This window comes from Streptomyces sp. AB3(2024) (assembly GCF_041862025.1).
Lineage (GTDB): Bacteria > Actinomycetota > Actinomycetes > Streptomycetales > Streptomycetaceae > Streptomyces.
This window is the reverse complement of sequence record NZ_JBGWAB010000123.1, coordinates 1-23,933: the sequence shown is the minus strand read 5'-3', so window position 1 is coordinate 23,933 and position 23,933 is coordinate 1. Positions and strand designations below refer to the sequence as shown.

Below are 23,933 nucleotides of genomic sequence, written 5' to 3'. Positions count from 1 at the left end.
TCCGCTCCGGCCCCGCCGGGCCCGGGATCCGCCGGGGCGGGCGGAGCCTCCGGGAGCGGACCCAGCGGCAGTTCCCGTACCTCCGCGCGGCGTGCCGGAGCCGGGGCGGTCCGGGCGGCCTCGGCGATCCGGGGCGCCCCGGCGGGTTCCGGGGGCCGTACGGTCACGCACCCGGCGGTCAGCGCCAGCACGGCGAGGAGCAGGGGCACGGCCAGGGGCAGGGGCGGGGGAACGGCATGCGGCAGGGACGGGCCGACAGGCGGGCGGACGGACGGGTCAGGGGGGCCCGGCAGGGCCCGGCGCGAACGCATCCGCCCACCCTGCCGCACGGGAGCCCCGCCGGGCGCGCTCCTTCACACGGACGGGTGAGCACCGCCCTCGGCCCCGCCCCCGGAGAGCCGCGCGGCCGGCCATCGCGCTCCGGGGGCCGCGGCGCTCTCCGTACGCGGTGCGCGTCGTACGGCTGTCGTGCCTTTCCGGCCGGTTACGTGGTCGGGCCAGCGGGTTTCACCCCGACGGCCCGCACGGCGCACTGTAGCAAGATCGACATAACCCGGTAATAAAGAGGTATGGGGAGGGTAAAGCGGATCGGCCCGCTCCTGGGGTCGCCGCCGTAACCCGGGTGCCGCGCCCGCTGTTGCACACGCGGCGGGTCCACCCACGGTGAACGGAGTTCCCATGCCCCAGCTGACCGACGACCCCGAGCGCGCGGGCACCTGGATGACCCCGGAGGAGTACGGGGCCTCGCGCGCCGCCCTCTGGACCGGAGCGGTCGTCCTCGTCACCGACCCCGACGGGCGGATCCTCGTCCAGAGCGTCGACTATCGCTCCGACCGGCTCCTGCCCGGCGGCGCGGTGGACGCCGGCGAGTCGCCCGCGGCGGCCGCCGCCCGTGAGGTGCGCGAGGAGCTCGGCGTCGACGGCCACTACCCGCGCGGGCTCGCCGTCGACTGGATCCCCGCCGACACCCCCGGCTTCCCGCCCGAGATGCGCTTCCCCGGCGAGATCCTGCACGTCTACGACGGCGGCACCTGGACTCCGGACCGGATCCGCTCCGTCCGGCTGCCCGACCGGGAGATCACCGGCATCGACTTCGCCGAGCCCGCCGACCTGCCCGCCCTGATGGACCCGGGCGACGCCCGCCGCGCCCTGTCCGCGCTGCGGGCCCGGATCAACGGCTCCGGGCCCGCCCTGCTGGAGGACGGCCGCCCCACCAACCCCACCGACCTCGACCGGCTCGGCGTCCTGCGCACCCGCCGCACCCCGCAGCACGGCACCTGGCACCCCGGCCCGCTCCCCGCGCACCTGCCGGTACGGGAACGCTCCGGCTGGCTGTTCGCCCCGGACGGCCGGGTGCTCCTGCTCATCGCCCGCGCCACCGGCGCCGCGCACCTGCCGGGCCCGGCGGCGGAACCCACCGCCGGGGCGCTCGCGCTCGGCCACCGCTACGCCGACGGGGGCGCCTCGGCCCGTACGGCGGCCCGGCTGACGGCCCTCGCGCCGGCCGGGGACCCGGCGTACGCCCGGCTGCTGGCCACCCCGGAGCAGGTCCGCGAGCTCAGCGACTGGGGTCCGGCGGGCCGGGAGGAGCTCGCTTCGGTGCACGCGGCCCGCGTCCGCCTCGCCCTCCCGGCCCCGCCCCGCACCCCGCCCATGGAGCTGCCCGAACAGGGTCTGCGCTGGTGACGCCCCCTGCAAATCCCGCGCGGGCGGCGGCCGGTCCCGCAGCATGGGGCCATGGACGACAGCGTGATCGACTACACCCTCTACATCCAGGCCGATCCGGCCCGGGTCTGGCAGGCCCTGACCGACCCGGCCCTCACCCGCCGGTACTGGGGCCCGAGCTTCGAGACGGACTGGGCGGTGGGCTCGCCCATGGACTGGGTCGAGCGCGGCGCCCGCACCAGCGACCCGGCCCAGGTGGTCCTGGAGTGCGTCCCGGACCGCAGGCTCTCCTACACCTGGCACACCTTCAGCACCCAGTGGGCCGCCTCCGTCGGTATCGGCGAGGAGCTGCGCGCCGAGCTGGCGGCCGAGCCGCGCACGACGGTGACGTACGAGATCGAGCCGGTCGGTGACGCCCTCGCCCGCCTGACGGTCCGCCACGAGGGGTTCACCCCGGGAGGCACCCTCATCGGCATGTGCGCGCAGGCCTGGCCGATGCTCGCCTCCAGCCTGAAGACCCTGCTGGAGACCGGTGCCCCGCTGCCCGAACCGGGTCACGCGGCGGGCCGGTACGAGTCGTACGGGTCATGACCCCCGGGCCGCCGGGGCCGCGCCCGGGCGGCCCGGCCCTGGTGGGAGGGGGCGATCCCGTCTGCGCGCGGGCGCTCGCGCGGGGCCGGCCGCCCTCGATCCCGCCGTCCGGACCGGACCGCCCCCGGCGGGGACTGCGATCATGGAATCCGACCCTTGATCGGAGCGCCGGCCATGGCATTTGAACACCACTGCGTCGTCATCACCGCGGCAGGACGGGACTTCGGGCGGACCCTGGCCCTGCGCTTCGCCGCGCGGGGCGCCGAGGTCCACCTCTCCGCCCGCACCCCCGAAGCCGCGGCGCGGGTCCGTGAGGAGATCCTCGCCCAGGGCCACGCCGCCGACCGCGTGCACGCGTACGCCTGCGACCTGACGGACCCGGCGTCCGTGCGGGGCTTCGCGGCGGCGGTCGCCGCCCGCGCGGGCCACGTGGACGTCCTGGTCAACAACGGATCCCGCTACCAGCACGGCACGGACCTGCTGTCCGCATCCGACGAGGACGTGGTGGAGACCCTCGCCTCCGGAGCCACCGGTACCGTCCTGGCGACGAAGGCCTTCCTCCCGCTCCTCCTGAAGTCGGACGTGCCGGACATCGTGACCATGGTCTCCGGCTGCGGGGAGCGGGGGCACCACCGCTCGGACGCCCACGACTCCTTCTACGCGGCCAAGAGCGCCCAGGCCGGGTTCACCGAGACCCTCTCCCGCCGGCTCCGCGACCGGGGCGTCCGGGTGATCTCCCTCTATCCGCCGGACTTCGACAACCACGATCCGCTGTCGGAGGCCTGGGAGGCGGCCCCGCGCACGGCGAAGGACCCCCTGACCGCCCAGTCGCTGGTGGACTGCGTCTTCTTCGCCGTCGGACAGCCCCGCGACTGCTTCATCAAGGCGTTCTACTTCGAGCAGGTCTGAGCCGGCGCGCCGCCCGCCCCGCGCCGGGAGCCCCGGAGCACCGGAGCCCCTGAACCCAGGGGTTCCGGGGCTCCCGGCGCGGAGGGTACCCCTGGGCGCCTGCCGTTCACGCCGGTCGTGTGGAATGGGAGGCATGGGGATACGCGATCACCAGACGAGCCGGCCGCCGGGAGGCGGTCCGGCGTACCCGGCCACAGCGCCCGCGGGCACCGGGCCGGCCCTCCGTCGCCCCGCGGCGGATCCGGCGGAGGCCCCGCGGGAGGCGCCCCGGGACGCGGCCGTTCCCGGGCGGTGGCGCTACACCCGGCACCTCGACCGGCTGGCCGCCGTCGCCGCCGTGGCGGGAGGCCCCCGGGCGGGAGGACCGCGGGAGGCCGAGGCGGTCGCGGCCGTCCTGCGCGACCCCGACCCCGTGATGGCCGAGAGCGCGGTGGTCACCCACCTCGACCGCCGCGCGCCGAGGCTGCTGCCCGGCACGGAGTTCCCCGACTGGGCCCGTGCCCTGTACCCCGTCCTGGACGGCCATGCCTTCCCGGCCCGCAGGCTGCGCGAGTGGACCCTGCTCAAGGCGATCGAGGCGGGCACCGACTGGAACCCCGCCGAACTCGCCGCCGCTTCCGACTGGTGCCAGCACACGGCGGCCCGCTCCCTCGCCTCCCGCGAGGCCCTGACCCTCCTCGCCGCTTCCGCACGCACCCGTCGCGTGCGCAACACGGCGGCCCAGCGCTTGCACAGAAGCGCGGCATAGGGCCCGTACGGGGTGTTGCCGCACCCCGTACCCTGCCTCACACTCACCCTCAGGCAGCCGGCGCCGGGGGGGCACGCATGTGGCGGTTCATCCTCTTCATTCCGTCCGTCCTGCTGCTGGGGGCGGCCTGCGCCTGGCGCATCCGGGCCTTCCGGCGGATGGCCTCCCCGCCGGTCCGCACACCCCGCCGGGCCGGGGAACCCCTGACGGTCTACGAGGTGGCCTACCTGCGCGACGGCCGGCGTGCCGTCGCCGAGACCGCGATGGCGCTGCTCCACGCCAACGGCCGGCTCCCGGTGGTCGGCACCTACGGGGTGTCGCCCGCGGGGCGGCCCCGCGGGGAGGTGGAGGCCGCGGTCTTCGCGGCGCGCGGCAACCGGCCCGCGCGCGGCGCCCGGGCGGTCCGGTCGGCGGTCACCGCCTCGCCCGCCGTCGGCCGGGTCGTCGCCCGGCTGGTCGCGCAGGGCCTGGCCGTGGACGAGGCGTACGCCGGGCGGGCCCGGCGGGCCGAGGTCCTCGAAGCGGCAGCGGCGGTGACGGTGGGCTGCGCGGGCGCCGGGGCCGTCGTCTGGTCCGTCCTCGACGGGGACGGACCGCTCTGGCCGCTCGTCGCCTTCGCGCTGTCGCTCGGCGCCTGGGCGGTGGCGCGCGCCCGGCGTCCCCGCCGGTACGCCCTGGGGCACGGCACGCCGACGGGTCGCGCCCTCTACCGCGCGACCCTGGCCGACGACGCCTGGGAACCGCGCCCGGCCCGGTCCGTCCAGCTGCCCACCCGGATCCGGGCGACCGTCGCAGCCGCGGCCCTGCGGGGCGTGACTCCCACCGGGCGGCTCGCGGAGCTGGCCACGGCCCTGGACGGACCGCCACCGCCGGTCCGTCCGAAATCCACCCCGGACGGCTCGCGGGAGACCTCCGCCCACACGGTCTCGGATCCGCCGGCCCTCGGGGGCCTGGGCTGCGGAGGCGGCTGCGCGGGGTGCGGAGGATGCGGGGGAGGTCTGTGAGGTCCGCCCGGATCCACGGCCGGGGAGAGCGGAAGGCGTAGTACCGAAAAGCTCGCCATCCGCCGTTCGGGGGTTTATCTTCGGCATACCTGGCCGGGTAACAGCGTTGGACCGATGCCATTCCGCTGGAGGATGACTCTCCGTGCAGCACGTTTCACAGGCTCCCGTCACCACCCCCGACGCAGAGCCCGCGCCGCCCGAGCCCCGCGCGTTCAGCGAGGTCAAGGGCTGGTTCTCGGCCTACGACCAGGTGCTCTTCGACTGGTTCCTGAACCGCCAGAACGACACCCCCGAAGCGTCGGGCGACATCCTCGAACTGGGTGCGTTCCTGGGCAAGAGCGCGATCTTCCTCGCCGGATACCTGCGGGAGGGCGAGGAGTTCACGGTCTGCGACCTCTTCGACTCGCCCGCGCCCGACGACTTCAACCTGGCGGAGATGCGGGACTCCTACCCCACCCTCACGCGCCGCGGGTTCGAGACGAACTACCTGGCCTTCCACCCGTCCCTGCCGACCGTCATCCAGGCCCCGACCTCGGTGGTCGCGGACCGGGTGCGCCCCGGCAGCTGCCGTTTCGTCCACGTCGACGCCTCCCACCTGCACGAGCACGTGGTCCAGGACATCGCCTCCTCGCGCCTGGTCGCCACCCCCGACGCCGTCGTGGTCTTCGACGACTACCGCGCCGCCCACTGTCCCGGCGTCGCCGCCGCGGTCTGGGCGGCGGTGGCCGGCGAGGGACTGCGCGTGATCGCGGTCTCCGCCTCGAAGCTCTACGCGACCTGGGGCGACCCCCTGCCGCAGCAGTCGGCGCTGCTGGCCTGGCTGGAAGGCCGCACGGACCTGTGGCACGGCGTGGACGTGGTGGCCGGGCACCCGCTGGTGCGCATAGGCGACGAGGGCGTGGTGGCGCCGCCCGCGCCGAAGCTGCTGCGCGCGCCCGCCGAGCCCGTCGCGGCGCCGCCCGCCGCTCCGCGGCCGGCGAGGCCGGTCAGCTGGCGCCGGCTGGCCAAGGACCTGCTCCCGCCGCTGCTCACCCGTGCCATCGTGGCCCGGCGACGGCGCCGCCGGGGCTGAAAGCCGGACGTACGGCGCCGTGCCCCGCTCCCCGCGGGCCCGGCGCCGTGACGTCAGGGCGTCAGGCCCTTGCGGACCCGGGCCGCGCGGCGGGCCTCGGCCGCCTGGCGCGCCTCGATGGTCTTGCGGGACTCCTTGCCCTTGCCGGGCCGGCCCGGGCGGGTGCCGATCCCGCGGAACCCGAGGTCCGTGCCGCTCGGCCGGCCCTTGGCGTCGGTCGGCGCGGCCCCGGCCAGCGGGACGCCGGAGGGGGCCTTCGCACCGGTGATCCGGCTCAGCGCCGCCTCGCCGGAGCGCACCTGGGTGATGGTGGGCCGGATCTTGGCGTCGGCCATCAGCCGCGTGATGTCACGCCGCTGGTTGGGCGTGATCAGGGTGACCACCTTGCCGGACTCGCCGGCCCGCGCGGTCCGGCCGCCGCGGTGCAGGTAGTCCTTGCTGTCGGCCGGCGGGTCCACGTTGACCACGAGGTCGAGGTCGTCGATGTGGATGCCGCGGGCGGCCACGTTGGTGGCGACCAGGACCGTGACCAGACCGTCCTTGAACTGCCCCAGGGTCCGGGTGCGCTGCGGCTGGGACTTGCCGCTGTGCAGCCCCTCCGCCCGTACGCCCATGGCCCGCAGGTGCTTCACGAACTGGTCGACGCCGTGCTTGGTGTCCAGGAACATCAGCACCCGGCCCTCGCGCGCGGCGATCTCGGTCGCCGCCGAGACCTTGTCCGCCGCGTGGATGTGCAGCACGTGGTGGTCCATCGTGCCGACCGAGGCCGACTGCGGGTCCACCGAGTGCGAGACCGGGTCCTTGAGGTAGCGGCGCACCAGCTGGTCGACGTTGCGGTCCAGGGTGGCGGAGAACAGCATCCGCTGTCCGGCGTGGTGGACCTGGTCCAGGATCTCGGTGACCTGGGGCATGAACCCCATGTCGCACATCTGGTCGGCCTCGTCCAGCACCGTGATCCGCACCCGCTCCAGGTGCACGTCACGCCGTCCGACCAGGTCGCTCAGCCGCCCGGGGGTGGCGACGACCACCTCCACGCCGGTGCGCAGGGCGCCCGACTGGCGGCCGATCGAGAGCCCGCCGACGACCGTGGCCATGCGCAGCTTCAGGGCCCGCGCGTACGGGTCCAGCGCCTCGGTGACCTGCTGCGCCAGCTCGCGCGTCGGTACGAGGACCAGGGCGAGCGGCCGCTTCGGGTCCGCCTGCTGTCCCGCCGTACGGGCCAGCAGGGCCAGGCCGAAGGCGAGGGTCTTGCCGGAGCCGGTACGGCCGCGGCCGAGGATGTCACGGCCCGTGAGGGAGTTGGGCAGGGTCGCCGCCTGGATCGGGAACGGCTCGCGCACCTCCTGCTCGGCCAGGGTCGACACCAGCTCAGGGGGCAGGCCGAGTTCGTCGAACGAGGCCACCGGGGGCAGTGCCGGGGTACCGGTGCGGGGCATGGCGAACTCGCCCTGCGGACCGAGGGTCCGGGGCGTCTTGCCGCCGCCGTGCTTGGTTCCCGGCTTGGAGCCTGCCTTCGCTCCGGCCTTGATGCCGAAACGCCCATGAGCTGACGGGTTCTTCATGCAGAACCTTCCGTGGAGAGAGCGGGAGGGGACGGGCGCGGAGGGCGGACGGGACCGTGAACGGCGACGAGCCGGGCCCGTACCCCTCGGTACGGCCCCGGCTCGTCGTACGTGTCCGCATCGGGCCAAAGCGCCCCGCGCCTGAAGTTTCCCGCCCATTTTACCAGTCGGGACCTACGGAGCCGCGGGGCCGGGTGCGTCGCCGCAGACCTCGGCGTGATGGGCCCGGCTCCTCGGTCCGCGGCGTCCTTGCCCGCCGCGGACCGCAGCACGTGACCATCCGGGTCACCCCCCCGGATGGCCGCGCTCGGAGTGTGGCCGGCGTGACGGGTGGGCAGTATCGAGACGGCCGCACGTGCGGCCCGAGTGGAACGTTGAGAAGGATCAGCCAGATGGCAACAGGCACCGTGAAGTGGTTCAACTCGGAGAAGGGGTTCGGCTTCATCCAGCAGGACGACGGCGGCCCCGACGTGTTCGTGCACTTCTCCGCCATCCAGACGACCGGCTTCAAGGAGCTGGCCGAGGGCGCGAAGGTCGAGTACGACGTCACCCAGGGCCCCAAGGGCCCCCAGGCCGAACGGGTGGTCACGCTCTGACACCGCTTCGCGAGCCCAGCCCGTGACAGGAGCCCCCGCCGGTCATCCGGCGGGGGCTCCCGCGCGGTGGAGGGCCAGCAGCAGGGTCCAGATCCGGTCCGCGAGGGCGCCGGGGGACGCGGGGCCGGCGGCCGTCTCCGCGGGGTCCGCCGGGATCAGGCCGTGCAGCCAGTCCGCGAGGACGCCGGTGAAGGCGGCCGCCACCGCCGAGGCCACCAGGTCCGGGTTCGGCGCGCCGACCGCGACCCGTTCGGCACGGGCCCGCGCGCGCAGCTCCCGGTGCAGGCGCTCGCCGAGCGGGCCGCCGCCGCCCGGCAGGAGCAGTGTCCGGTACAGGGCCGCGTGGCCCTCGGCGGCGGACAGGAATCCCGCGAGGGCGGCCGGGGGCCGGGCCGGGGGACGCGCCGCCCGGTCGGTCTGCCAGGCGTGCAGGGCGTCCACCGCCGCGTGCACGACGTCGGCGCAGGCGTCGACGGCCAGCGCGGGGAGGTCCTCGTAGTGCAGGTAGAACGTCGCCCGGCCGACCCCCGCCCGGCGGACCACGGCCGAGACGGTGACCTCGGCGAGCTCCCGCCCGGCGCCGCACTCGGCGAGCAGGGCCTCGCGCAGCCGCGCCTTGGTCCGGGCGGTGCGGGGGTCCCCGACGCGCGGGCCGCTCACGCGGCGAGCAGCGTGGCGCCCACGGCGAGCGCGCCGGGCAGGGCCTGGGCCACGAGGATCCGGCGGTTGGCGGTGGCGGCCCCGTACACCCCCGCGACGATCACGCAGATCAGGAAGAAGACCTGCGTGTCCAGGGCGCCGGTGACCAGCCCCCACACCAGGCCGGCGGCCAGGAAGCCGTTGTAGAGGCCCTGATTGGCGGCGAGCGGCGCGGTGAGCCGGGCCGTGTCCGCGTCGAAGCCGGACAGGGCGCGCCCCGGTGGCCGCTGCCACAGGAACATCTCCAGGACCAGGAAATAGGCGTGGAGCGCGGCGACGACGCCGACCAGGACCTGAGCGACCGTGTGCACGGCCCCTCCCTCCGTCTCGGGATCCGATGTCGGGATCCGATTTCCTGGACAACTGTACAGGAACTCGCCGCCGCGCCCGGCCGGTCCGTCAGCCCTCTCCCACGGTGATCGCCGAGACGGGGCAGGCCCGCGCGGCCTCCCGTACGAGGGCGCTGCCGTGTCCGTCCTCCCGTCCCGGCAGCACCTCGCCGAGCCCGTCGTCGTCCTGGGTGAACACCTGGGGCGCGGTCAGCGCGCACTGGCCGGCGCCGATGCAGCGGCCCTGGTCGACCGAGATCCGCACGCCGCTCACCAGGCCACGGGGAGTTCGACCATGCCCTGGATGGTGTCCCCGGGCTTGAACGGGATCCGGTCCGGCTCGGCCGCCAGCCGCAGGCCCGGCAGGCGCCGGAACAGGGTCCCCAGCGCGATCTCCATCTCCGCGCGGGCCAGGTTCTGGCCGAGGCACTGGTGGATGCCGAAGCCGAAGGCCAGGTGGTGCCGGGCCGGCCGGTGCCAGTCGAGGGCGTCCGGTTCCGGGAACACCGCGTCGTCGCGGTTGATGACCGAGGTGGAGAAGACCACCCCGTCGTCCGGCAGGATGGTGACCCCGCCGATCCGGATCTCCTCGGTGGCGACCCGCAGCATGCCGTCGGCGATGGACAGGAAACGCATCAGCTCCTCCACCGCCTCCGACATCAGCGAGGGGTCGGCCCGCAGCTCGGCCAGCTGCTCCGGATGGCGCAGCAGGGTGAAGGTGCCGAGCGAGATCATGTTCGCGGTGGTCTCGTGGCCCGCGATCAGCAGGATCGCGGCAAGGGAGACCAGTTCCTCGATGTCGGTCTCGCCGGTCTCCAGGCGTTGGGTGACGAGTTCGTCCAGCAGCCCGTCACCCGGATCGGTGCGCTTGCGCCGGATCAGCGCCTCCAGGTAGGTGTCGAGCTCGTGGCGGGCGTCCTCGACATCGGAGGGCTCGGGGCCGCGCAGCAGCCTGCGCGACTGGGCCTCGAAGAACTCGTGGTCCTCGTAGGGGACGCCGAGCAGTGCGCAGATCACCGTGGAGGGCACCGGCAGGGCGAAGGCGCCGACCAGCTCGGCGCGCGGCCCGGCCGCCACCATCTCGTCGATCAGCCGGTCCACGGTCTCCTGGATCCTGGGCCGCAGGGCCGCCGTGCGCTTGACCGAGAAGCTCGGGATCAGCATCCGGCGCTGCGCGTTGTGCTCCGGATCGTCCACCCCGAGCAGGGCGGTGCGCCGGTTCTGCAGCCCCTTGAACCGCCGGGTGGGCGCGGGGAAGGACTCCTTCGTGCGGTCCGTGGACAGGCGCGGATCGGAGAGCAGGGCGCGCGCCTGCGCGTGGCCGGTGACCACCCATACGGAGCGCCCGTCGAAGAGGGTGACCCGGGAGAGGGGTCGCGCCTCCCGGAGGGGCTCGTAGGCGGCCGGCGGATGGTAGGGGCAGGTCCGGTCCTGGGGGAAGGCAACGGCATCGGACATGGAAAGCAACACCTCGCAAGGGATGGTTCCGTCTCGCCGGACTCCATTACATGCCTGAGGCACCTATCTCACCTATGCCACTTTCGGCCAGTCTGCCCGGGTTCACCCGGGCGCGCGTTCCCGGCCCCGCCGGGGGCGTCGGCTCAGAGGTGGGCGTCGAGGAACGTCCGGAACTCGTCCCCCGTCAGCGGGCCGGCGTGCGTCGCCACCGCTTCCCCGGACCGCAGCAGGACGACGGTGGGGGCGCCGGTCACCCCGTAGCGGAGCACCGGCCCCGGGCAGCGGGTGATGTCGGCGCGGATGGCGGTCAGGCGGCTCCCGTACTCCTGCGCCAGCTCCGCGAGGAGGTCCTCCATCACCCGGCAGGCCTCGACGGCCTTCGGCCAGGTGCCGGTGAAGCAGACGAGGACCGGGCCCTCGGTCATGCCGACGATGAAGTCGAACTCCTCGTCCTCCAGTGGCCGGTGTACCCGACGGGCCATGGGTGTGCTCCTTGATCGCTTGTCTGCGGGACCGTCAGCCTAGTGCTGTGGTGGTTCCGACAAGGCGCGCGGACGTCGGAGCCCGCCGGGACGGGGCTTCCCGGTGGATGCTCCAGAGTGGCCGCCACGCCGCCTTGCACCTGCGGCTTCTCCTGGAGTTTTCGCACGGCATTCACGGCGAAAGGAACTGGAATTCCCTGCATGTGCGCACGGGGGGCCAGTGGGTCTGGAGGGATCTGACATGACGACGGAGCGCGGTACTCGGGGCAGAGCGGCGGTGGCCGCGGCCGCCGTCGCGGCGGGCGCGCTGCTGCTCGCCGGATGCGGTCAGGGCGACGGCGGGACGCCGGACGCGAAAGCGGCGCCGGCGGCCTCCGCCCCCGCGGGCTCCTCCGCCCCGCCGTCCGCGGCGGTCTCCGCGAAGCCCCTCGCGCCCGGTGAGGTGCGCGTGGCCGGCGAGGTCGGCAAGCCGTACACCCTCACCCTCGCCGACCTGCGCGGGCTGCCGCAGACCTCGGCCTCGGTGAAGTTCACCAGCGCCAAGGGGGAACAGGAGCACACCTACCAGGGCGTCCCGCTGAACGAGGTCCTCAAGCGGGCCGGGCCGTGCTTCGACCAGAACAAGAAGAACGGCGCTCTGCGCGGGTTCGTGTCCGCCACCGGCGGCGGCGACTACCGCGCCGCCTTCGCCTGGGCCGAGATCGACCCCGCCTTCGCGAAGAGCCAGGTGCTCCTCGCGGTCTCCGAGGACGGCGTGGCCTTCGACGACGCCGCCGGGCCCCGGCTCGTCGTGCCGCGGGACACCAAGGGCGGCCGGTACGTCTCCGAGCTGAACGGGATGTGGGTCGGGGTGGTCGACCCGCTGGTCGACTGTGTGAAGTGACGTCCGGCCCCCCGGACCGGACTCCGCGGCGCCGGGCCCTCCTCGGCGCCGGGGGACTCGCCGCCCTCGCGGCGGGCGGCGCGGCCCTGGCGGCGGGTGACATGGCGGTACGCGCCCCCGCCGGCCCGCCCGCCCCGTCCGCCCCGGTCCCCTTCCACGGCCCCACCAGGCCGGGATCCTGACCCCGCGCCAGCCCTACGCCCACCTCGCCGCCCTGGACCTGGCCCCCGGCGCCAACCGGGCGCGGGCCGCCACCCTGCTGCGCGCCTGGACCGCGGCGGCCGAGCGGATGAGCCGGGGGGAAGCGCCCGGCGACACCGCCGCCGACACCGGGGTCGCCCTCGGCGGCGGACCCGCCTCGCTGACCGTCACCTTCGGCTTCGGGGCCGGCTTCTTCGAGCGCGTCGGGCTGGGGCCGGCCCGGGGCGGGGCGGCCACCCGCTGGGAGATGGCCGGCTTCACCCGGCCGCCCGGCATCGGGAGCGCGGCGGCGACCCACCGCAACCTCATGGGCCAGATCGACGGCACCGCCAACCCGGCCCCGGCCGCCGACCCGGACCGGCGGGCCCGGATCCTCGTCGAGGGCCCGGACGCGCCCGGCTGGCTGCGCGGGGGCTCGTACGTCGTCGTCCGCCGGATCCGGATGCTCCTCGACCACTGGGAGGGCCTGCCCGAGCACCACCGCGAGGAGGCCATCGGGCGGCGCGTGGCCGACGGGGCGCCGCTGACCGGCGGTACCGAGCGCACCCCGGTGGACCTGGACGCCGCCCGCCCCGACGGCGTCCCCGTCATCGCGGCCAACGCCCACATCCGGCCGGCCGCGCCGAAGGGCAACTCCGGCGCGACGATGCTGCGGCGCGGCTGGTCCCACTACGACGGCCGGCGCCCCGACGGGGCCCCCGACGCCGGGATGCTCTTCGTGGCCTGGCAGTCCGACCCGCGCACCGGCTTCGTCCCCGTCCAGCACCGGCTCGCCCGGGGTGACGCCCTCGCCCGCTACGTCGTCCACGAGGCGTCCGCCCTGTTCGTCGCGGCGCGGGGGCCGCGCCGGGGGGAGTGGGTCGGGCAGTCGCTGCTGGAAGGCTGAACCGGCCCGCTCCGGACGGGATTGTCAGTGCCGCCTGTGAAGCTGGCCCCATGGACGACAGGATGCTGCGGCGCCGGGTCTACGGCGGCGACCACGACGACCCCGACCCGGGCCCGCGACCGGGCCACAGCTACGGCGAACTCGTCGGCGGCCCCCTCGACGGGCTGCTCCTCGACGTCACCGGCTGGACCGGGCGCCGGCTGGCCGAGGAGGCCCGGCTGCCCACCGAGATAGGGCGCTACGGGCCGGGCGGGCGGGCCCACTACCGCCGCCGGCCCGGCGACGCGGACCACTGGGACTGGACGGGCGACAGCCGGTAGGGCGCGGGGCACAGGGACGGGCCCCCGATCCGCCGACGTGTGACCGGGGGCCCTGCCCGTCTCTTCCGCCACGGCCCACCCTTCGGATGCGCCGGACGCGGACGGATCGACGGCCGCACCCGCGACCTCGCCGAGCGGCTCCGCGCACCGCCCGTACAGCAGAACCCGTTGCCCGCCGTCAAGCCCCGTGAGATCATCGAAGTTCAACGGTCCGTCTCCCATCGTTCGCGCATCGCAACGCGAGCGAAAGAGTGCGGGCCGTTGCCATGTCCACGGTTTCGAGCGATCCACCAAGATCTGTGGACGTCGTGGACGGGGAGGGGTCCCAGTGCGAAGGGCGGGTACGGTTTGATGGACGCGACAGAGCCGGCGGAAGCCCGCATCGAGGATGCCGGCAACATCCTGGTCGCGCCTTCGGCATTGCACGACGATGACGTGATCAGGGAATTCTTCGGGTCCACGATCACGCCGGAAGACCTCGCCTCCGGTTCGTCCGACCTCGCGCGCAAGACCGTCTACCTGTGTGGCGACGTATCCGGGATCAGTGGCCGCCAACTGCGTGCGGCGGCGCGGGTGTTCGTCATCCGGGAGCTGTCACGCGGTTACCGCGAGGACGCCGACGGGCCGTGGACCCCAGTCGGCCTCGGCCGGGTTCCCCTCCGCGTGCACGGTGCCGGCGTGTACTACCGCCGCTTCTTCGGCCTCGGCGCCGATCACTTCGGACGGATCCGTGCGGAGCACGCGTTCCAGTCCCTGACGGAGTCCACCAAGCCCGGAACCGCCCATCGCAGCGGAATCTATCTGACGCCCGTCACGCGCGACGGTGACGAACTGCATTTCCGCCTGCTCCGGTGTTCCACGAACCTCTCGGGGCCGACCGAGGGCTTCGGCCCGACCGACACGGGCATCGTCGAGGCGCTGAACCGCGAGGCCGCCGCCGTCTTCCGGAACCAGGCACCGCTGAATCACGTCCTCGCACAGATCTACCACAACACCCTCGCGACGGCCGAGCGCAAGCAGTCCAAGGCGAAGATCTCGGCCCACGCCGACAAGACGAAGGACATGCCCGTCAACGGCATCATGGCCTTCTGCACCTTCTACGACGGGCTCGACGGGCTGCGGCCCCTGGCCGACGACGCCTTCGACTACGGTGTCAAGGGTGTCAGCGGGCTGACCAGACTCCACTTTCGCCTCAAGGAGCCGCTCGGGGAAAGCGACGGGGTCGCGCTCCCCCCGCAGTTCACGCTGACCCTCCATCCCGGCTCGGTGTTCTTCATGCCGCTGTCCGTCAACCGCCTGTACACGCACGAAATCCGGCCCTCGGGATTGGACGCGGTACTGCTTCCGACCCGCCTGGGGTACGTGGTGCGCTGTTCGAGCACCGAAGCCGTTCACAAGAACGGCCAGACGTTCCTCAAAACGGCCGGAGACCCGGTGCGGCTGGGGCCGCCCACGGCGGCGGGCATGGACGAGCTGCGCAGGCTGTACGCCGAGGAGAACAGGACCTCGTCCTTCATCGACTACGGCGACGCGTTCCTCTTCAGCATGAACACGGGAGATTATGTTGCCCCCCGGGTCTAGGATCTCGGACGAGATCCTCTCGTGTGCCGTGCCGACCGAGGAGAACCCCTTCGAGGAGCTGTCCGCATCGGCTCGTTGGGAAGACCTGGGGAAGGGCCGGCGAGGCGCCACGCTCACCAGGGTCGACGAGACGGGCGGTGTGCCCCTCGTGCGTACCACCACCCGATACGGCAGTCCGGCGCAGCGTTTCCGGGCGGTGCACGAACGGCTGGCGCGACGGATCCAAGAACGTGCGGCGCTTTCGGTCGGCTTCAACAACGCTCTCATCGAGAACTACACGAACGCCTACCGGACCATGGGCAGCCATTGCGACCAGGCCCTCGATCTTGCCGACGGGTCGTTCATCGCCGTCTTCTCCTGCTACCGGCATCCCGAAGAGAGCCCGCCGAGGAAGCTGATCTTCGAATCAAAGGGGTCCGGTGACGAGAAGTTCGAGATTCCCCTCGCCCACACCAGTGTCGTCGTCTTTTCCGTCGACACGAACCGGCGACTCAGGCACAAGATCGTGGCGGACGCCCCCGTCCGGTCGGAGGACGACCCATGGCTGGGCGTCACGTTCCGAACGTCAAAGACCTTCGTTCGGTTTCGCGACGGACACGCGTACCTCCCGCGGGGAGAGCGCCTCATATCGGGCGACGACGAGCAGAGGCGCGAGTTCTACCGACTGCGGCGCCGCGAGAACCACGAGACGGACTTCGTCTACCCCCCGCTGACGTACACCATCAGCGAGAGCGATCTGATGCCGCCCGTCTGACCTCTCGCGGGCGGCTCACGCGCAACCTTCCTTGCCCGAGCGGCTCACGCTCCGCGCCCACAGCACCAGGGGGACCTGGAGCGGGAGCCGGGCGACGGCCACCGCCCGCAGGGCCGGCGAGCGCCGGCGGGCGTCCGCGGCCATCTTCACGTTCGCCGGGAACACGCCGACGAAGAACGCCGCCGTCGCCAGCGCCGCCACCCGGCGGGTGCGCGGATGGGCGACCCCGGCGGCCAGCGCCAGCTCGGCCGCACCGCTCGCGTACGTCCACTGGCGCGGGGTCCCCGGCAGGGCCCGGGGCACGATCGCGTCGAACTGCTCCGGCAGGGCCGCGTGGGCCACCGCCGCCCCGGCCAGGAGGCCTGCGAGCAGGATCGGCGACGAGGGGGTGCGGGGCATCGGGAGTCCTCTCGGAGGGGCCTGGGGCCGCGATCCTACTCGGCAGTAGCCCCGGTGGATACGGGTCCGGGCCGTCCTCCCGGTGGCCGCCGGGTGGCCGCCCTCCGGAATTCTCCGAAGAATTTTCCCCGGAGCTGTCGATCCGGGCGCCTCCCGTTCGACGCAGGGGTGAGAGGCGGGGAACGGCCCCGCCCTCCCGACCGAGGAGTCACCATGCCGCGTTTCCTGAGCCTGATCCGCATCGACGAGCAGAACCTGCCCACCGACGGCTTCCCCGCGGACTTCCAGGAGCGGATGGGCGCCCTGATGGAGGAGATCACCAAGGCCGGGGTCATGCTCGACACCGCCGGGCTGCTCCCCACCTCCGAGGGCACCCGGGTCGACTGGTCCGGGGGGAAGCTCAGCTTCACCGACGGGCCCTTCACCGAGACCAAGGAGGTCGTCGGCGGCTACGCCCTCCTCCAGTGCAAGGACAAGGCCGAGGCACTGGAATGGACCAAGCGGTTCCTGTCGATCCACCCCACCAGCTGGCACGTCGGCGCCGAACTCCGCCAGGTCCAGGAGATGTGACGCTCCGCGCCCGCCCCGCGTTTGCCCCGGTCCGTCACGGCTGCTCTGATGGGTGGCCGTGACGGCAGTGAGTACGGCCCAGGCGGTCGAAGCGGTGTTCAGGATCGAGTCCGCGCGGATCATCGCCGGCGTCACCCGCATCGTGCGGGACGTCGGCATCGCCGAGGAACTCGCCCAGGACGCCCTGGTCGCCGCCCTCGAACAGTGGCCGCTCTCCGGAGTCCCCGACCGGCCCGGTGCCTGGCTGATGGCCACCGCCAAGCACCGGGCGGTCGACCTCGTCCGCCGCAGGGAGACCTACGCGCGCAAGCTCGCGGAGGTCGGCCGCACCCTGGAGGACGTGCCCCCGCCCGCCGAGCCCGCGGCCCCGGACGACATCGACGACGACCTGCTGCGCCTCGTCTTCACCGCCTGCCATCCGGTCCTGGCCACCGACGCCCGGATCGCGCTCACCCTGCGCCTGGTGGGCGGCCTCACCACCCAGGAGATCGCCCGCGCCTTCCTGGCCTCCGAACCCACCGTCGCCCAGCGCATCGTCCGGGCCAAGCGGGCCCTGGCCAAGGCCGGGGTGCCCTTCGAGGTCCCGTACGGCGCCGACCGCGAACAGCGGCTCGCCTCCGTCCTCGAAGTCATCTACCTGATCTTCAACGAGGGCTACTCGGCCACCGCCGGCGACGACCTCGTGCGGCCCGCCCTCTGCGAGGACGCCCTGCGCCTGGCACGGGTGCTGACCGCCCTCATGCCGAAGGAGCCCGAGGTCCACGGACTCTGCGCGCTCCTGGAGTTCCAGACCTCCAGGACCCCCACCCGCACCGGCCCCGACGGGGAGCCGGTGCTGCTCGCCGACCAGAACCGGGCCCGCTGGAACCGGCTCCTGATCCGGCGCGGCGTCGACGCCCTGCACCGCGCGGGCACCGGCCCGTACTCCCTCCAGGCAGCCATCGCCGGATGCCACGCGGCGGCCGTCCGCTACGAGGACACCGACTGGGCCGCCATCGCCGCCCTCTACGGACGGCTCGTCCGCCTGGTCCCCTCACCGGTCGTCGAACTGAACCGGGCCGTCGCCGTATCCATGGCCGAGGGCCCCGCGGCGGCCCTGCCGCTGGTCGACGCCCTCGCCGACGAGCCCGCCCTGCGCTCCTACCACCTGCTGCCGAGCGTACGGGGGGACCTGCTGGAGCGGCTCGGACGCGGGCCGGAGGCCCGCGCCGAGTTCGAGAGGGCGGCCGCCCTCACCCGCAACGTCCGCGAACGGGACCTGCTGCTCGCCCGCGCCGCGGCACTCCCGCGGGTCAGGCCCTGAGCGGGGCCGCCTGCTCCGCGGACCGCCGCGGCCCGGCGAGTCGGCCCGGCCGGCGGAAACCGCCCGTACGGGCGACGCTCCGCACGGTCTCGCGCAGCGCGTCCTGGAAGTCGCCCATCGTGCGGCGGGCGGGCACCGTGTCCACGTAGAGGGAGTTCATGTGCAGTCCGTCCGCGTCCCGCTGGAACCACGAGCAGGCCCCGTTGGCGCGCGCCGACCACACGTGGGTGGCGGGCCGCCACTCGTGGTGGCGCTCCGCTCCCCGGCACTTGCGCATGTCGATGTACGAGAAGAAGTTCACCGGGTACGGCCAGGAACGGGCCGCGAACTCCTCGGGCGCCAGCAGCTCCCAGGCCCGCACGAACGGCACGTCGATATGGGCGATCATCTCGCCGAAGCCCGCCCGGACCGCCCCCATCACCTGCGCGAAGTCCCTGCCGGGGGAGGCGTCGAACTCGATCGGCATGGTGTTGACGAACCAGCCCACCGCGTCGTTCCAGGAACCGCGCCCGCGCTCGCTCACCGGCATGAACCCCCGGTAGACGCCCGGACCGCCGGCGTCCCGCAGACAGACGGCGACCGAACCGAGCAGCCCCATGAACGGCTTCGCGCCCACTTGCAGACAGGTCTTCTCGAACACCTCGGCCTCGGCCGGATCCAGCAGCGACGAGGCCTCGTTGACGATCGGGTACATCCGGTCCGGCTCCACGCCCAGGTCCAGGGGGAAGCGGGGGAAGAACTCCCCGTTGCGGGCGATGAAGGACTTCCAGTAGCCCAGGCGCTCGTCGTCGGCGTCGATGGAGAGGTAGCGGCGGCGCTGCTCCTCGGCGAAGTCGAGGTAGCTGGGAACCGCCGGCAGGTCCCCTTCCCCGCCGCGCCGCAGCGCCTCGTACGCCGTCATCACCTCACGGACCACGATCGGCATCGACATGCCGTCGCAGACGATGTGGTCGAAGGCGAGGTACACGGTGGCGGAGTCCGGGCGCAGCACCGCACCCATGGTGAACAGCGGCCACGACAGGGTGTCGATGCTGCGCTTGAAACGCTCCACCAGGAACGCGCGCAGCCGCTCCGCCGAGTCGAACGAGGCCACGTGCTCGGCCTCCAGGGACAGTTCCCCGGGAGCCAGGGGTTCGCACGCCAGCTCACCGGCCAGCCGCCGGAACTCGCAGCGCAGCACCTCGTGGCGCCGGACGAAGCCCAGCAGCGCCTGGGCGAGGGCCGCTTCGTCGAGCGCGCCCTCGACCTCGAAGGTGATGGCCAGCCACGACGCGACGGGGTCGTCGGCGCCGCGGCTCTCCTCGGCGACGGTGAAGTGCTTGTCCTGGTTGAACGAGGCCCTTCTGCCCGCCGGGTCACCCCCGTCCGCGTCGGCCGGCACGGCCGTCGACCGCAACCGCCACTCGACCACGCGTCCCGGCGCCACGTGGCGCAACTCCAGAGGAAACTGCCGCATTCCGTCATCCCTTCGCCCCCGGGTCAACCCCGAGCGCCTAACGACACCCGGACCACGGAAGTGACGCCCGCACCCCGATGACCGGTCCGGGGGCGGGCGGGAGGGGCCGTCCTACGGCGCGGCGGGCCCCGCGCCGGCGTCCGGGACGCCCCCGTCGCGCGGGCCGTCCGGGGCGTCGGGGTCGTCCGCGTCGTCGCGGCGGACCTCGATGTGGTCGGACGCCCGGTCGACCGCGACCCGGTGCTCCATGCCCAGCGCCTCCAGGAACTTCTGCGGCAGCTGCACCCGGCCGGTGCGGTCCAGCATCACGTACTCGCGCTCGCTGACCGACTCCGTACCGTGCTCGTCGGTGACCGTCCGGCGCAACACCTCACTGCTGGTGCGGCCGTCGCGGATCGCCACCGTACGGCGGACCTCGCCCGCCACCATCGGGTCGTGGGTCACGATGACCACCGTCGCGCCCAACTCCCGGTTGACGGTGCGGAACGCCTCGAAGACGGCGGCGCCGGTCTCCGAGTCCAGTTCGCCCGTCGGTTCGTCCGCGAGCAGCACCGCCGGCTCGTTGGCCATGCCCACGGCGATGGCCACGCGCTGCTGCTGGCCGCCGGAGAGCTCGTCCGGTCGGCGGTCCGCGAGTTCGCCGATCTCCAGGGCCTCCAGCAGCCGGCCGACGCGCTCGGCCCGCCGGGCGGCCGCCCCTCCCCGACGGCCTCCGCCCTTCAACTGCATCGGCAGGGCGATGTTCTGAGTGACCGTCAGGAACGGCATCAGGTTCTTCACCGTCTGCTGCCAGACGAAGCCCACCGTCTCGCGCCGGTAGCGCAGCCGCTCCCGCGCGGACATCTCCAGCAGGTCGTAGCCGCCCACCGAAGCCGTGCCGGCGGTGGGCACGTCCAGGCCCGCCAGGATGTTCAGCAGGGTCGACTTGCCGCTTCCGGAGGCGCCGACCAGGGCCACCAGATCGCCCTGGGCCACCGTCAGTTCCAGTCCCTGCAGGGCCTGCACCTCGACCCCGGCCGAGGTGAAGATGCGTACGAGGCGGTCGCAGGCGATGGCGGTGCCCTCGGAGCGGGTCCGCGGCGCCGCGGCGGCCAGCGCCGCGCTCCGCAGCTCCTCGTAGGTGGGCGCTTCGCTGTTCAACGTGGGTCTCCCGCTCTCAACTCGGTGGTGATCTGGCGCCGGCCCGATATCGCCGCCTCGGCGACCACGGTCAGCACAAGCAGGGCGGCCAGGCCCAGTGCCTGCGCGAGCACGGGCCACGTGGCGAGCCGTACGCCCGTGGGCACGGCCGAGCCGACCAGCGTGGACAGGTCCACGGACGGACCCAGCAGGGCGACGGCCGCCACCGCGACCAGGCCGCCGCCGAGGGTTGCCGTCAGGGCCTGGGGCAGCGACTCCGCCAGGATCAGCGCCAGGCCCTGCCGGGGTCGCAACCCCATGGTCCGCAACCGGGCCAGCAGGGCGGCCCGTTCGGGAGCGGCCCGTACCAGGTTCAGGAGCACGGACAGCACCGCGAAGGCCGCCACCCCGGCGAGGGAGCCCCAGAACAGCCGGGCCGCCGAGGCCTGGAGGGGGTCGGCGGCGAGGGCGGCGGCCCCCGCGGAGCCGGTGCGCACCATGTACGCGTCGGCCTGGCCCTTCGGGACGGTGGAGCCGAGAAGTGCGCGCAGCGAGCCCTCCTCGACCGCGCCGAGGGCGAACCAGTGAGTGGCCTGCCCCGTCCGCGGCAGGCGGGCCGCCGTCGGCCCGGAGGGGAGCACCACCACGTTCGCGGCGGCGCCGGCCAGTGCGGGCGTGCCGTCGATCACGCCGGCAGCCCGCACCGGCAGGGTCTTGTCATCGCTGAAGCGCAGTTCCCGGACACCGCCGCCGGTGATCCGCGCGGCCAGGCCCTTGCCGAACAGCGCGGGCAGCGGGGCGTCGGCGCCGCCCCCGCCGGCCAGCAGGCCCGGGTCGAACCGCCCCCGGCCCACTGTCCGGGACAGTTCCGCGTACGTGACCGGGTCCGCGACGACCACCGTGACCTGGGTGGAGCCCTGCTGGGTGTCGAGGAGGAACCCCCAGTTGTCGACCCAGGCCGGGACGGAGGTCCGTACGCCGGGCAGTTTGGAGGCCGCCTTCGTGAACTCCTCCGGGACCGTGCCCAGCGGCGGCGCCGCGACCTGGGCGTCACCGCCGATCGCGGCCCGCGCCACCTGCTGCCGCGAGGTGTCCACGGAGGCCAGGACGGTGGCCCCGAAGCCGCCCGTGGTCACGGCCAGCAGCAGCGCGATCAGCGGCAGCACCGACGGCCGGGACCCGCCGCCGCCACCGCGGGCCGCACGGGCCAGGCCCAGGAAGGCGACCAGCCCCCGGCCGCGTCCGGCCGCGTGGGACAGGACCCGTACCAGCACGGGCAGCAGCCGGGCCAGCAGCAGGCCCCCGCACAGGGCCAGCAGCAGCGGGGCGGCGACCAGCAGCGGGTCCAGGCCCGTTCCGGCGGGGGCGACCCCGCGGCGGTTGACCTCGACCACGGCGGCCACGGTGGCGGCGAGCACGAGCAGCTCCGCCACCAGCCGTCGGCGCGGGGCCCGCCCGCCCGGTCCCGACAGCAGTACGAAGGCCCGTACGGGGAAGGCCAGCAGTGCGAGCAGGGTGACGGCCCCGGCAGCGATCAGGGCAGGTCCCGGCCGGGGGGCCGGCAGCAGCACGAAGGCCAGGGCGGTGGCGAGCGCGGCGGCCGGCAGTACGGTGACCGCGCCCTCCGCGAGGAGCCTGCGGACGATGCCGCGGCGCGAGGCGCCCCGCGCGCGCAACAGCAGCAGTTCGGCCGTACGGCGGTCCGCGCCGAGCCCCGCCGCCAGGCACAGCACCACCAGGGCCTCCCCGGCCAGTCCGGCGGGGCCGAGGGCGGCGAGCGGGGCGGCGGCCTGCTGACGGGCCTGCGCCTGGGCGAACAGCCGCGGCAGTTCGGAGGTGACCTGCAGCTCCGCGCGCCCGGTGCTCTCCCGCAGGCCCGCCGCGGTGGGCCCGGCCAGGTACGAGGCCACGGCGGCGGACGTGCCGGGCAGCCGGTCGGCGCGGACCTTGCCGGTGTCCAGGGGGAGCCGCCAGAAGTCCCGTACGGTGCCGCCCCATTCGCCGAGCCGCTCGACACCTTCGGCTCCCACCAGGGCGGTGACCCGCCAGGTGGGCGTCAGGCAGGCGGCGGTGGGGCAGGGCAGGCCGTCCCAGTACACGTCCGTGGGATCGTCGGCGGCGTAGAGCCCCACGATCTCCGCGAGGAAGGGGGCCCCCACGGCGGACTGGGTCTTCAGGACCGTGCCGATCCGGGCGTCCAGCGTCTCGGCCGCGCTCTTCGCGAGGGCGACGGGCACGGGGGCGCCCGCGGGTGCGCCGCCGGGCCAGCGGCCCTCCACGATCCGGGCGTGGGAGGTCACCCGGGGCAGGTGGAGGAGTTTCAGCTTGGTGGGCGGCGGGGGATCGCCCGGCATCATCTTGAGCTCGGTGTTGGCCAAGGACTGCGGGGTGACCGTGACGGTGCCGTGGACCGGGCCGCTCGCCGCCAGGTCGATACCGGTTCCCGGACCGGTACGCGCGAGCAGGTCCGCCAGGACGGAGTCCAGCGACTGCGGGGTGTTCGGGCCGGGGAGGGTGCGGGCACCGGCGTACAGGCTGGTCGGGCCCGGTCCCTGCTGCTTCAGGTACGAGCGCACCGCGTCATCGGCACCCCGGTCCAGGGCCCGGGGCAGGGCGGCCGCCAGCAGTACGGCGACGAAGGCCAGCGCCGCGGCGAGTCCCGCGGCCAGGGGCATCGCCCGGAGCCGCGTGTACACCCAGGCCGCACCGCGCCCACCTCGCGGGGCGCGGGCCGGGGGCCGGGGGGTGCGTCCGGCGGGTGGGGCGGGGGTGGTCCGGTCGGGGGGCGGGGTGCCCTCGGGACCGGGGGGCGGGGTGGTCACATCTCCTCCACGTACCGCAGCCGCGCGGCTGCAGCTCGGTTGGTCCGCCCGCCCCGGCCGCCGAGCACCGCCGACAGCAGGGGCACCGCCGCGACCGCGAGGGCCAGCAGCAGCGTCTGGGTGGTCGGCAGGTCCACCACGACTCCGGGCACCGGCCGCCGCGCGGCCGGTGTCAGGACCGTCAGCGGCACCACCAGGTGGACGATCGCAGCGCCCAGGCCCACGCCGACGGCCGTTCCTAGGCCCACCAGCAGGCAGCCCTCGGCGGCGGCCGTCCCGGCGAGCCGGGGCCGCGAGGCACCGAGGGCCGAGAGGATCGAGTGCTCCCTGGCCCGTTCCCGCCCCGAGGCCGCCGCCGAGGCGGCGAAGCCGATGGCGGCGAGCACCGCGCACGCCACCGCCAGGGCCGCCAGCGCGGCCTGCGGGCCCGCGCTCAGCGGGTCCCGGAGCAGCGCGCCGGCCACCTCCTCGCGCAGCACCGCCTTCTGCGAGCCGGCGCCCGCGCGCAGGGCGGCGGCGGCCCG

General features: G+C 74.4%; 26 protein-coding genes and 1 pseudogene. 15 read left to right on the top strand and 12 right to left on the bottom strand.

The window, feature by feature from the left end; translation table 11 throughout:
- Nucleotides 1–311 (bottom strand): annotated as a pseudogene (locus ACEPPI_RS32835) (hypothetical protein); the annotation flags it as partial.
- A 367-nt stretch (nucleotides 312–678) separates the two neighbouring features.
- On the opposite strand from ACEPPI_RS32835, the gene ACEPPI_RS32830 reads away from it, so the two are divergent.
- The 6 genes from ACEPPI_RS32830 (at nucleotide 679) to ACEPPI_RS32805 (ending at nucleotide 5,989) form a co-directional block, all read left to right on the top strand.
- Entirely contained in the window at nucleotides 679–1,686 is a 1,008-nt protein-coding gene (locus tag ACEPPI_RS32830; RefSeq protein ID WP_373918905.1) for an NUDIX domain-containing protein, read from the top strand.
- Between the two features lie 51 nt (nucleotides 1,687–1,737).
- Nucleotides 1,738–2,256 carry an SRPBCC family protein gene (locus tag ACEPPI_RS32825; protein ID WP_373918904.1) on the top strand — a complete coding sequence of 173 codons (519 nt, stop codon included), beginning with the start codon at nucleotides 1,738–1,740 and terminating at the stop codon, nucleotides 2,254–2,256.
- Nucleotides 2,257–2,430: 174 nt separating this feature from the next.
- Nucleotides 2,431–3,165, top strand: coding sequence for an SDR family oxidoreductase (locus ACEPPI_RS32820; RefSeq protein ID WP_373918903.1), 735 nt, complete (start codon nucleotides 2,431–2,433; stop codon nucleotides 3,163–3,165).
- 133 nt (nucleotides 3,166–3,298) lie between these two features.
- The gene (locus ACEPPI_RS32815; RefSeq protein ID WP_373918902.1) at nucleotides 3,299–3,913 is read left to right on the top strand and encodes a hypothetical protein; all 615 of its coding nucleotides are present in this window, start codon (nucleotides 3,299–3,301) and stop codon (nucleotides 3,911–3,913) included.
- Nucleotides 3,914–3,990: 77 nt separating this feature from the next.
- Complete coding sequence (locus ACEPPI_RS32810) at nucleotides 3,991–4,917, top strand: TIGR04222 domain-containing membrane protein (protein WP_373918901.1); 927 nt, start codon at nucleotides 3,991–3,993, stop codon at nucleotides 4,915–4,917.
- A 142-nt stretch (nucleotides 4,918–5,059) separates the two neighbouring features.
- Nucleotides 5,060–5,989, top strand: coding sequence for a class I SAM-dependent methyltransferase (locus tag ACEPPI_RS32805; RefSeq protein ID WP_373918900.1), 930 nt, complete (start codon nucleotides 5,060–5,062; stop codon nucleotides 5,987–5,989).
- Nucleotides 5,990–6,042: 53 nt separating this feature from the next.
- Here ACEPPI_RS32805 and ACEPPI_RS32800 read toward each other — a convergent pair whose 3' ends face one another.
- Complete coding sequence (locus ACEPPI_RS32800; RefSeq protein WP_373918898.1) at nucleotides 6,043–7,551, bottom strand: DEAD/DEAH box helicase; 1,509 nt, start codon at nucleotides 7,549–7,551, stop codon at nucleotides 6,043–6,045.
- A 392-nt stretch (nucleotides 7,552–7,943) separates the two neighbouring features.
- Between ACEPPI_RS32800 and ACEPPI_RS32795 the strand changes: the two genes are divergently transcribed.
- Nucleotides 7,944–8,147: a cold-shock protein gene (locus ACEPPI_RS32795; protein WP_373918897.1), complete on the top strand. Its 204-nt coding sequence runs from the start codon at nucleotides 7,944–7,946 to the stop codon at nucleotides 8,145–8,147.
- A gap of 42 nt (nucleotides 8,148–8,189) precedes the next feature.
- Here the strand turns inward: ACEPPI_RS32795 and ACEPPI_RS32790 are convergent, their stop codons facing one another.
- The 5 genes from ACEPPI_RS32790 to ACEPPI_RS32770 form a co-directional block, all read right to left on the bottom strand.
- Nucleotides 8,190–8,807 carry a TetR/AcrR family transcriptional regulator gene (locus tag ACEPPI_RS32790; protein WP_373918896.1) on the bottom strand — a complete coding sequence of 206 codons (618 nt, stop codon included), beginning with the start codon at nucleotides 8,805–8,807 and terminating at the stop codon, nucleotides 8,190–8,192.
- Nucleotides 8,804–9,157 (bottom strand): DUF1304 domain-containing protein, encoded by a 354-nt coding sequence (locus tag ACEPPI_RS32785; RefSeq protein WP_373918895.1) that lies wholly within the window; start codon nucleotides 9,155–9,157, stop codon nucleotides 8,804–8,806. The genes ACEPPI_RS32790 and ACEPPI_RS32785 overlap by 4 nt, the downstream gene beginning before the upstream one ends.
- Nucleotides 9,158–9,245: 88 nt before the next feature.
- Nucleotides 9,246–9,440, bottom strand: coding sequence for a ferredoxin (locus ACEPPI_RS32780; protein WP_373918911.1), 195 nt, complete (start codon nucleotides 9,438–9,440; stop codon nucleotides 9,246–9,248).
- 5 nt (nucleotides 9,441–9,445) lie between these two features.
- On the bottom strand, nucleotides 9,446–10,633 hold the full coding sequence (locus ACEPPI_RS32775) for a cytochrome P450 (RefSeq protein ID WP_373918894.1): 1,188 nt from the start codon (nucleotides 10,631–10,633) through the stop codon (nucleotides 9,446–9,448).
- Nucleotides 10,634–10,776: 143 nt separating this feature from the next.
- Complete coding sequence (locus ACEPPI_RS32770) at nucleotides 10,777–11,115, bottom strand: thioredoxin family protein (protein WP_373918892.1); 339 nt, start codon at nucleotides 11,113–11,115, stop codon at nucleotides 10,777–10,779.
- 241 nt (nucleotides 11,116–11,356) lie between these two features.
- Between ACEPPI_RS32770 and ACEPPI_RS32765 the strand changes: the two genes are divergently transcribed.
- The 6 genes from ACEPPI_RS32765 (at nucleotide 11,357) to ACEPPI_RS32740 (ending at nucleotide 15,740) form a co-directional block, all read left to right on the top strand.
- Entirely contained in the window at nucleotides 11,357–11,998 is a 642-nt protein-coding gene (locus ACEPPI_RS32765; RefSeq protein ID WP_373918891.1) for a molybdopterin-dependent oxidoreductase, read from the top strand.
- Complete coding sequence (locus tag ACEPPI_RS32760) at nucleotides 11,995–12,180, top strand: hypothetical protein (RefSeq protein ID WP_373918890.1); 186 nt, start codon at nucleotides 11,995–11,997, stop codon at nucleotides 12,178–12,180. The genes ACEPPI_RS32765 and ACEPPI_RS32760 overlap by 4 nt, the downstream gene beginning before the upstream one ends.
- Nucleotides 12,174–13,085 carry a Dyp-type peroxidase gene (locus ACEPPI_RS32755; RefSeq protein WP_373918909.1) on the top strand — a complete coding sequence of 304 codons (912 nt, stop codon included), beginning with the start codon at nucleotides 12,174–12,176 and terminating at the stop codon, nucleotides 13,083–13,085. Before ACEPPI_RS32760 ends, ACEPPI_RS32755 begins: the two co-directional genes overlap by 7 nt.
- Before the next feature lie 50 nt (nucleotides 13,086–13,135).
- Nucleotides 13,136–13,405, top strand: a complete 270-nt coding sequence (locus ACEPPI_RS32750; RefSeq protein ID WP_373918889.1) for a hypothetical protein — start codon at nucleotides 13,136–13,138, stop codon at nucleotides 13,403–13,405.
- Nucleotides 13,406–13,756: 351 nt separating this feature from the next.
- Nucleotides 13,757–14,986, top strand: coding sequence for a hypothetical protein (locus tag ACEPPI_RS32745; protein ID WP_373918908.1), 1,230 nt, complete (start codon nucleotides 13,757–13,759; stop codon nucleotides 14,984–14,986).
- Nucleotides 14,970–15,740 carry a hypothetical protein gene (locus tag ACEPPI_RS32740; protein ID WP_373918907.1) on the top strand — a complete coding sequence of 257 codons (771 nt, stop codon included), beginning with the start codon at nucleotides 14,970–14,972 and terminating at the stop codon, nucleotides 15,738–15,740. The genes ACEPPI_RS32745 and ACEPPI_RS32740 overlap by 17 nt, the downstream gene beginning before the upstream one ends.
- Before the next feature lie 15 nt (nucleotides 15,741–15,755).
- Here ACEPPI_RS32740 and ACEPPI_RS32735 read toward each other — a convergent pair whose 3' ends face one another.
- Nucleotides 15,756–16,139 (bottom strand): hypothetical protein, encoded by a 384-nt coding sequence (locus ACEPPI_RS32735; protein WP_373918888.1) that lies wholly within the window; start codon nucleotides 16,137–16,139, stop codon nucleotides 15,756–15,758.
- A 213-nt stretch (nucleotides 16,140–16,352) separates the two neighbouring features.
- On the opposite strand from ACEPPI_RS32735, the gene ACEPPI_RS32730 reads away from it, so the two are divergent.
- Nucleotides 16,353–16,709: a YciI family protein gene (locus ACEPPI_RS32730; protein WP_373918886.1), complete on the top strand. Its 357-nt coding sequence runs from the start codon at nucleotides 16,353–16,355 to the stop codon at nucleotides 16,707–16,709.
- A gap of 67 nt (nucleotides 16,710–16,776) precedes the next feature.
- Nucleotides 16,777–18,012 (top strand): RNA polymerase sigma factor, encoded by a 1,236-nt coding sequence (locus ACEPPI_RS32725; protein ID WP_373918906.1) that lies wholly within the window; start codon nucleotides 16,777–16,779, stop codon nucleotides 18,010–18,012.
- Here the strand turns inward: ACEPPI_RS32725 and ACEPPI_RS32720 are convergent.
- The 4 genes from ACEPPI_RS32720 to ACEPPI_RS32705 form a co-directional block, all read right to left on the bottom strand.
- Nucleotides 18,002–19,468: a condensation domain-containing protein gene (locus ACEPPI_RS32720; RefSeq protein ID WP_373918885.1), complete on the bottom strand. Its 1,467-nt coding sequence runs from the start codon at nucleotides 19,466–19,468 to the stop codon at nucleotides 18,002–18,004. The two genes, ACEPPI_RS32725 and ACEPPI_RS32720, sit on opposite strands and share 11 nt — an antisense overlap.
- 111 nt (nucleotides 19,469–19,579) lie before the next feature.
- The gene (locus ACEPPI_RS32715; protein WP_373918884.1) at nucleotides 19,580–20,608 is read right to left on the bottom strand and encodes an ABC transporter ATP-binding protein; all 1,029 of its coding nucleotides are present in this window, start codon (nucleotides 20,606–20,608) and stop codon (nucleotides 19,580–19,582) included.
- The gene (locus ACEPPI_RS32710; protein ID WP_373918883.1) at nucleotides 20,605–23,283 is read right to left on the bottom strand and encodes a hypothetical protein; all 2,679 of its coding nucleotides are present in this window, start codon (nucleotides 23,281–23,283) and stop codon (nucleotides 20,605–20,607) included. The genes ACEPPI_RS32715 and ACEPPI_RS32710 overlap by 4 nt, the downstream gene beginning before the upstream one ends.
- 122 nt (nucleotides 23,284–23,405) lie before the next feature.
- On the bottom strand, nucleotides 23,406–23,933 hold a 528-nt coding region (locus ACEPPI_RS32705; RefSeq protein ID WP_373918882.1), incomplete at its 5' end, for an FtsX-like permease family protein.

Bases quoted from the DNA above. Each gene is read 5' to 3' on its own strand.
- ACEPPI_RS32830 (WP_373918905.1), top strand. From the start codon at position 679: ATGCCCCAGCTGACCGACGACCCCGAGCGCGCGGGCACCTGGATGACC.
- ACEPPI_RS32825 (WP_373918904.1), top strand. From the start codon at position 1,738: ATGGACGACAGCGTGATCGACTACACCCTCTACATCCAGGCCGATCCG.
- ACEPPI_RS32820 (WP_373918903.1), top strand. From the start codon at position 2,431: ATGGCATTTGAACACCACTGCGTCGTCATCACCGCGGCAGGACGGGAC.
- ACEPPI_RS32815 (WP_373918902.1), top strand. From the start codon at position 3,299: ATGGGGATACGCGATCACCAGACGAGCCGGCCGCCGGGAGGCGGTCCG.
- ACEPPI_RS32810 (WP_373918901.1), top strand. From the start codon at position 3,991: ATGTGGCGGTTCATCCTCTTCATTCCGTCCGTCCTGCTGCTGGGGGCG.
- ACEPPI_RS32800 (WP_373918898.1), bottom strand. From the start codon at position 7,551: ATGAAGAACCCGTCAGCTCATGGGCGTTTCGGCATCAAGGCCGGAGCG.
- ACEPPI_RS32795 (WP_373918897.1), top strand. From the start codon at position 7,944: ATGGCAACAGGCACCGTGAAGTGGTTCAACTCGGAGAAGGGGTTCGGC.
- ACEPPI_RS32775 (WP_373918894.1), bottom strand. From the start codon at position 10,633: ATGTCCGATGCCGTTGCCTTCCCCCAGGACCGGACCTGCCCCTACCAT.
- ACEPPI_RS32770 (WP_373918892.1), bottom strand. From the start codon at position 11,115: ATGGCCCGTCGGGTACACCGGCCACTGGAGGACGAGGAGTTCGACTTC.
- ACEPPI_RS32765 (WP_373918891.1), top strand. From the start codon at position 11,357: ATGACGACGGAGCGCGGTACTCGGGGCAGAGCGGCGGTGGCCGCGGCC.
- ACEPPI_RS32750 (WP_373918889.1), top strand. From the start codon at position 13,136: ATGGACGACAGGATGCTGCGGCGCCGGGTCTACGGCGGCGACCACGAC.
- ACEPPI_RS32745 (WP_373918908.1), top strand. From the start codon at position 13,757: ATGGACGCGACAGAGCCGGCGGAAGCCCGCATCGAGGATGCCGGCAAC.
- ACEPPI_RS32735 (WP_373918888.1), bottom strand. From the start codon at position 16,139: ATGCCCCGCACCCCCTCGTCGCCGATCCTGCTCGCAGGCCTCCTGGCC.
- ACEPPI_RS32730 (WP_373918886.1), top strand. From the start codon at position 16,353: ATGCCGCGTTTCCTGAGCCTGATCCGCATCGACGAGCAGAACCTGCCC.
- ACEPPI_RS32720 (WP_373918885.1), bottom strand. From the start codon at position 19,468: ATGCGGCAGTTTCCTCTGGAGTTGCGCCACGTGGCGCCGGGACGCGTG.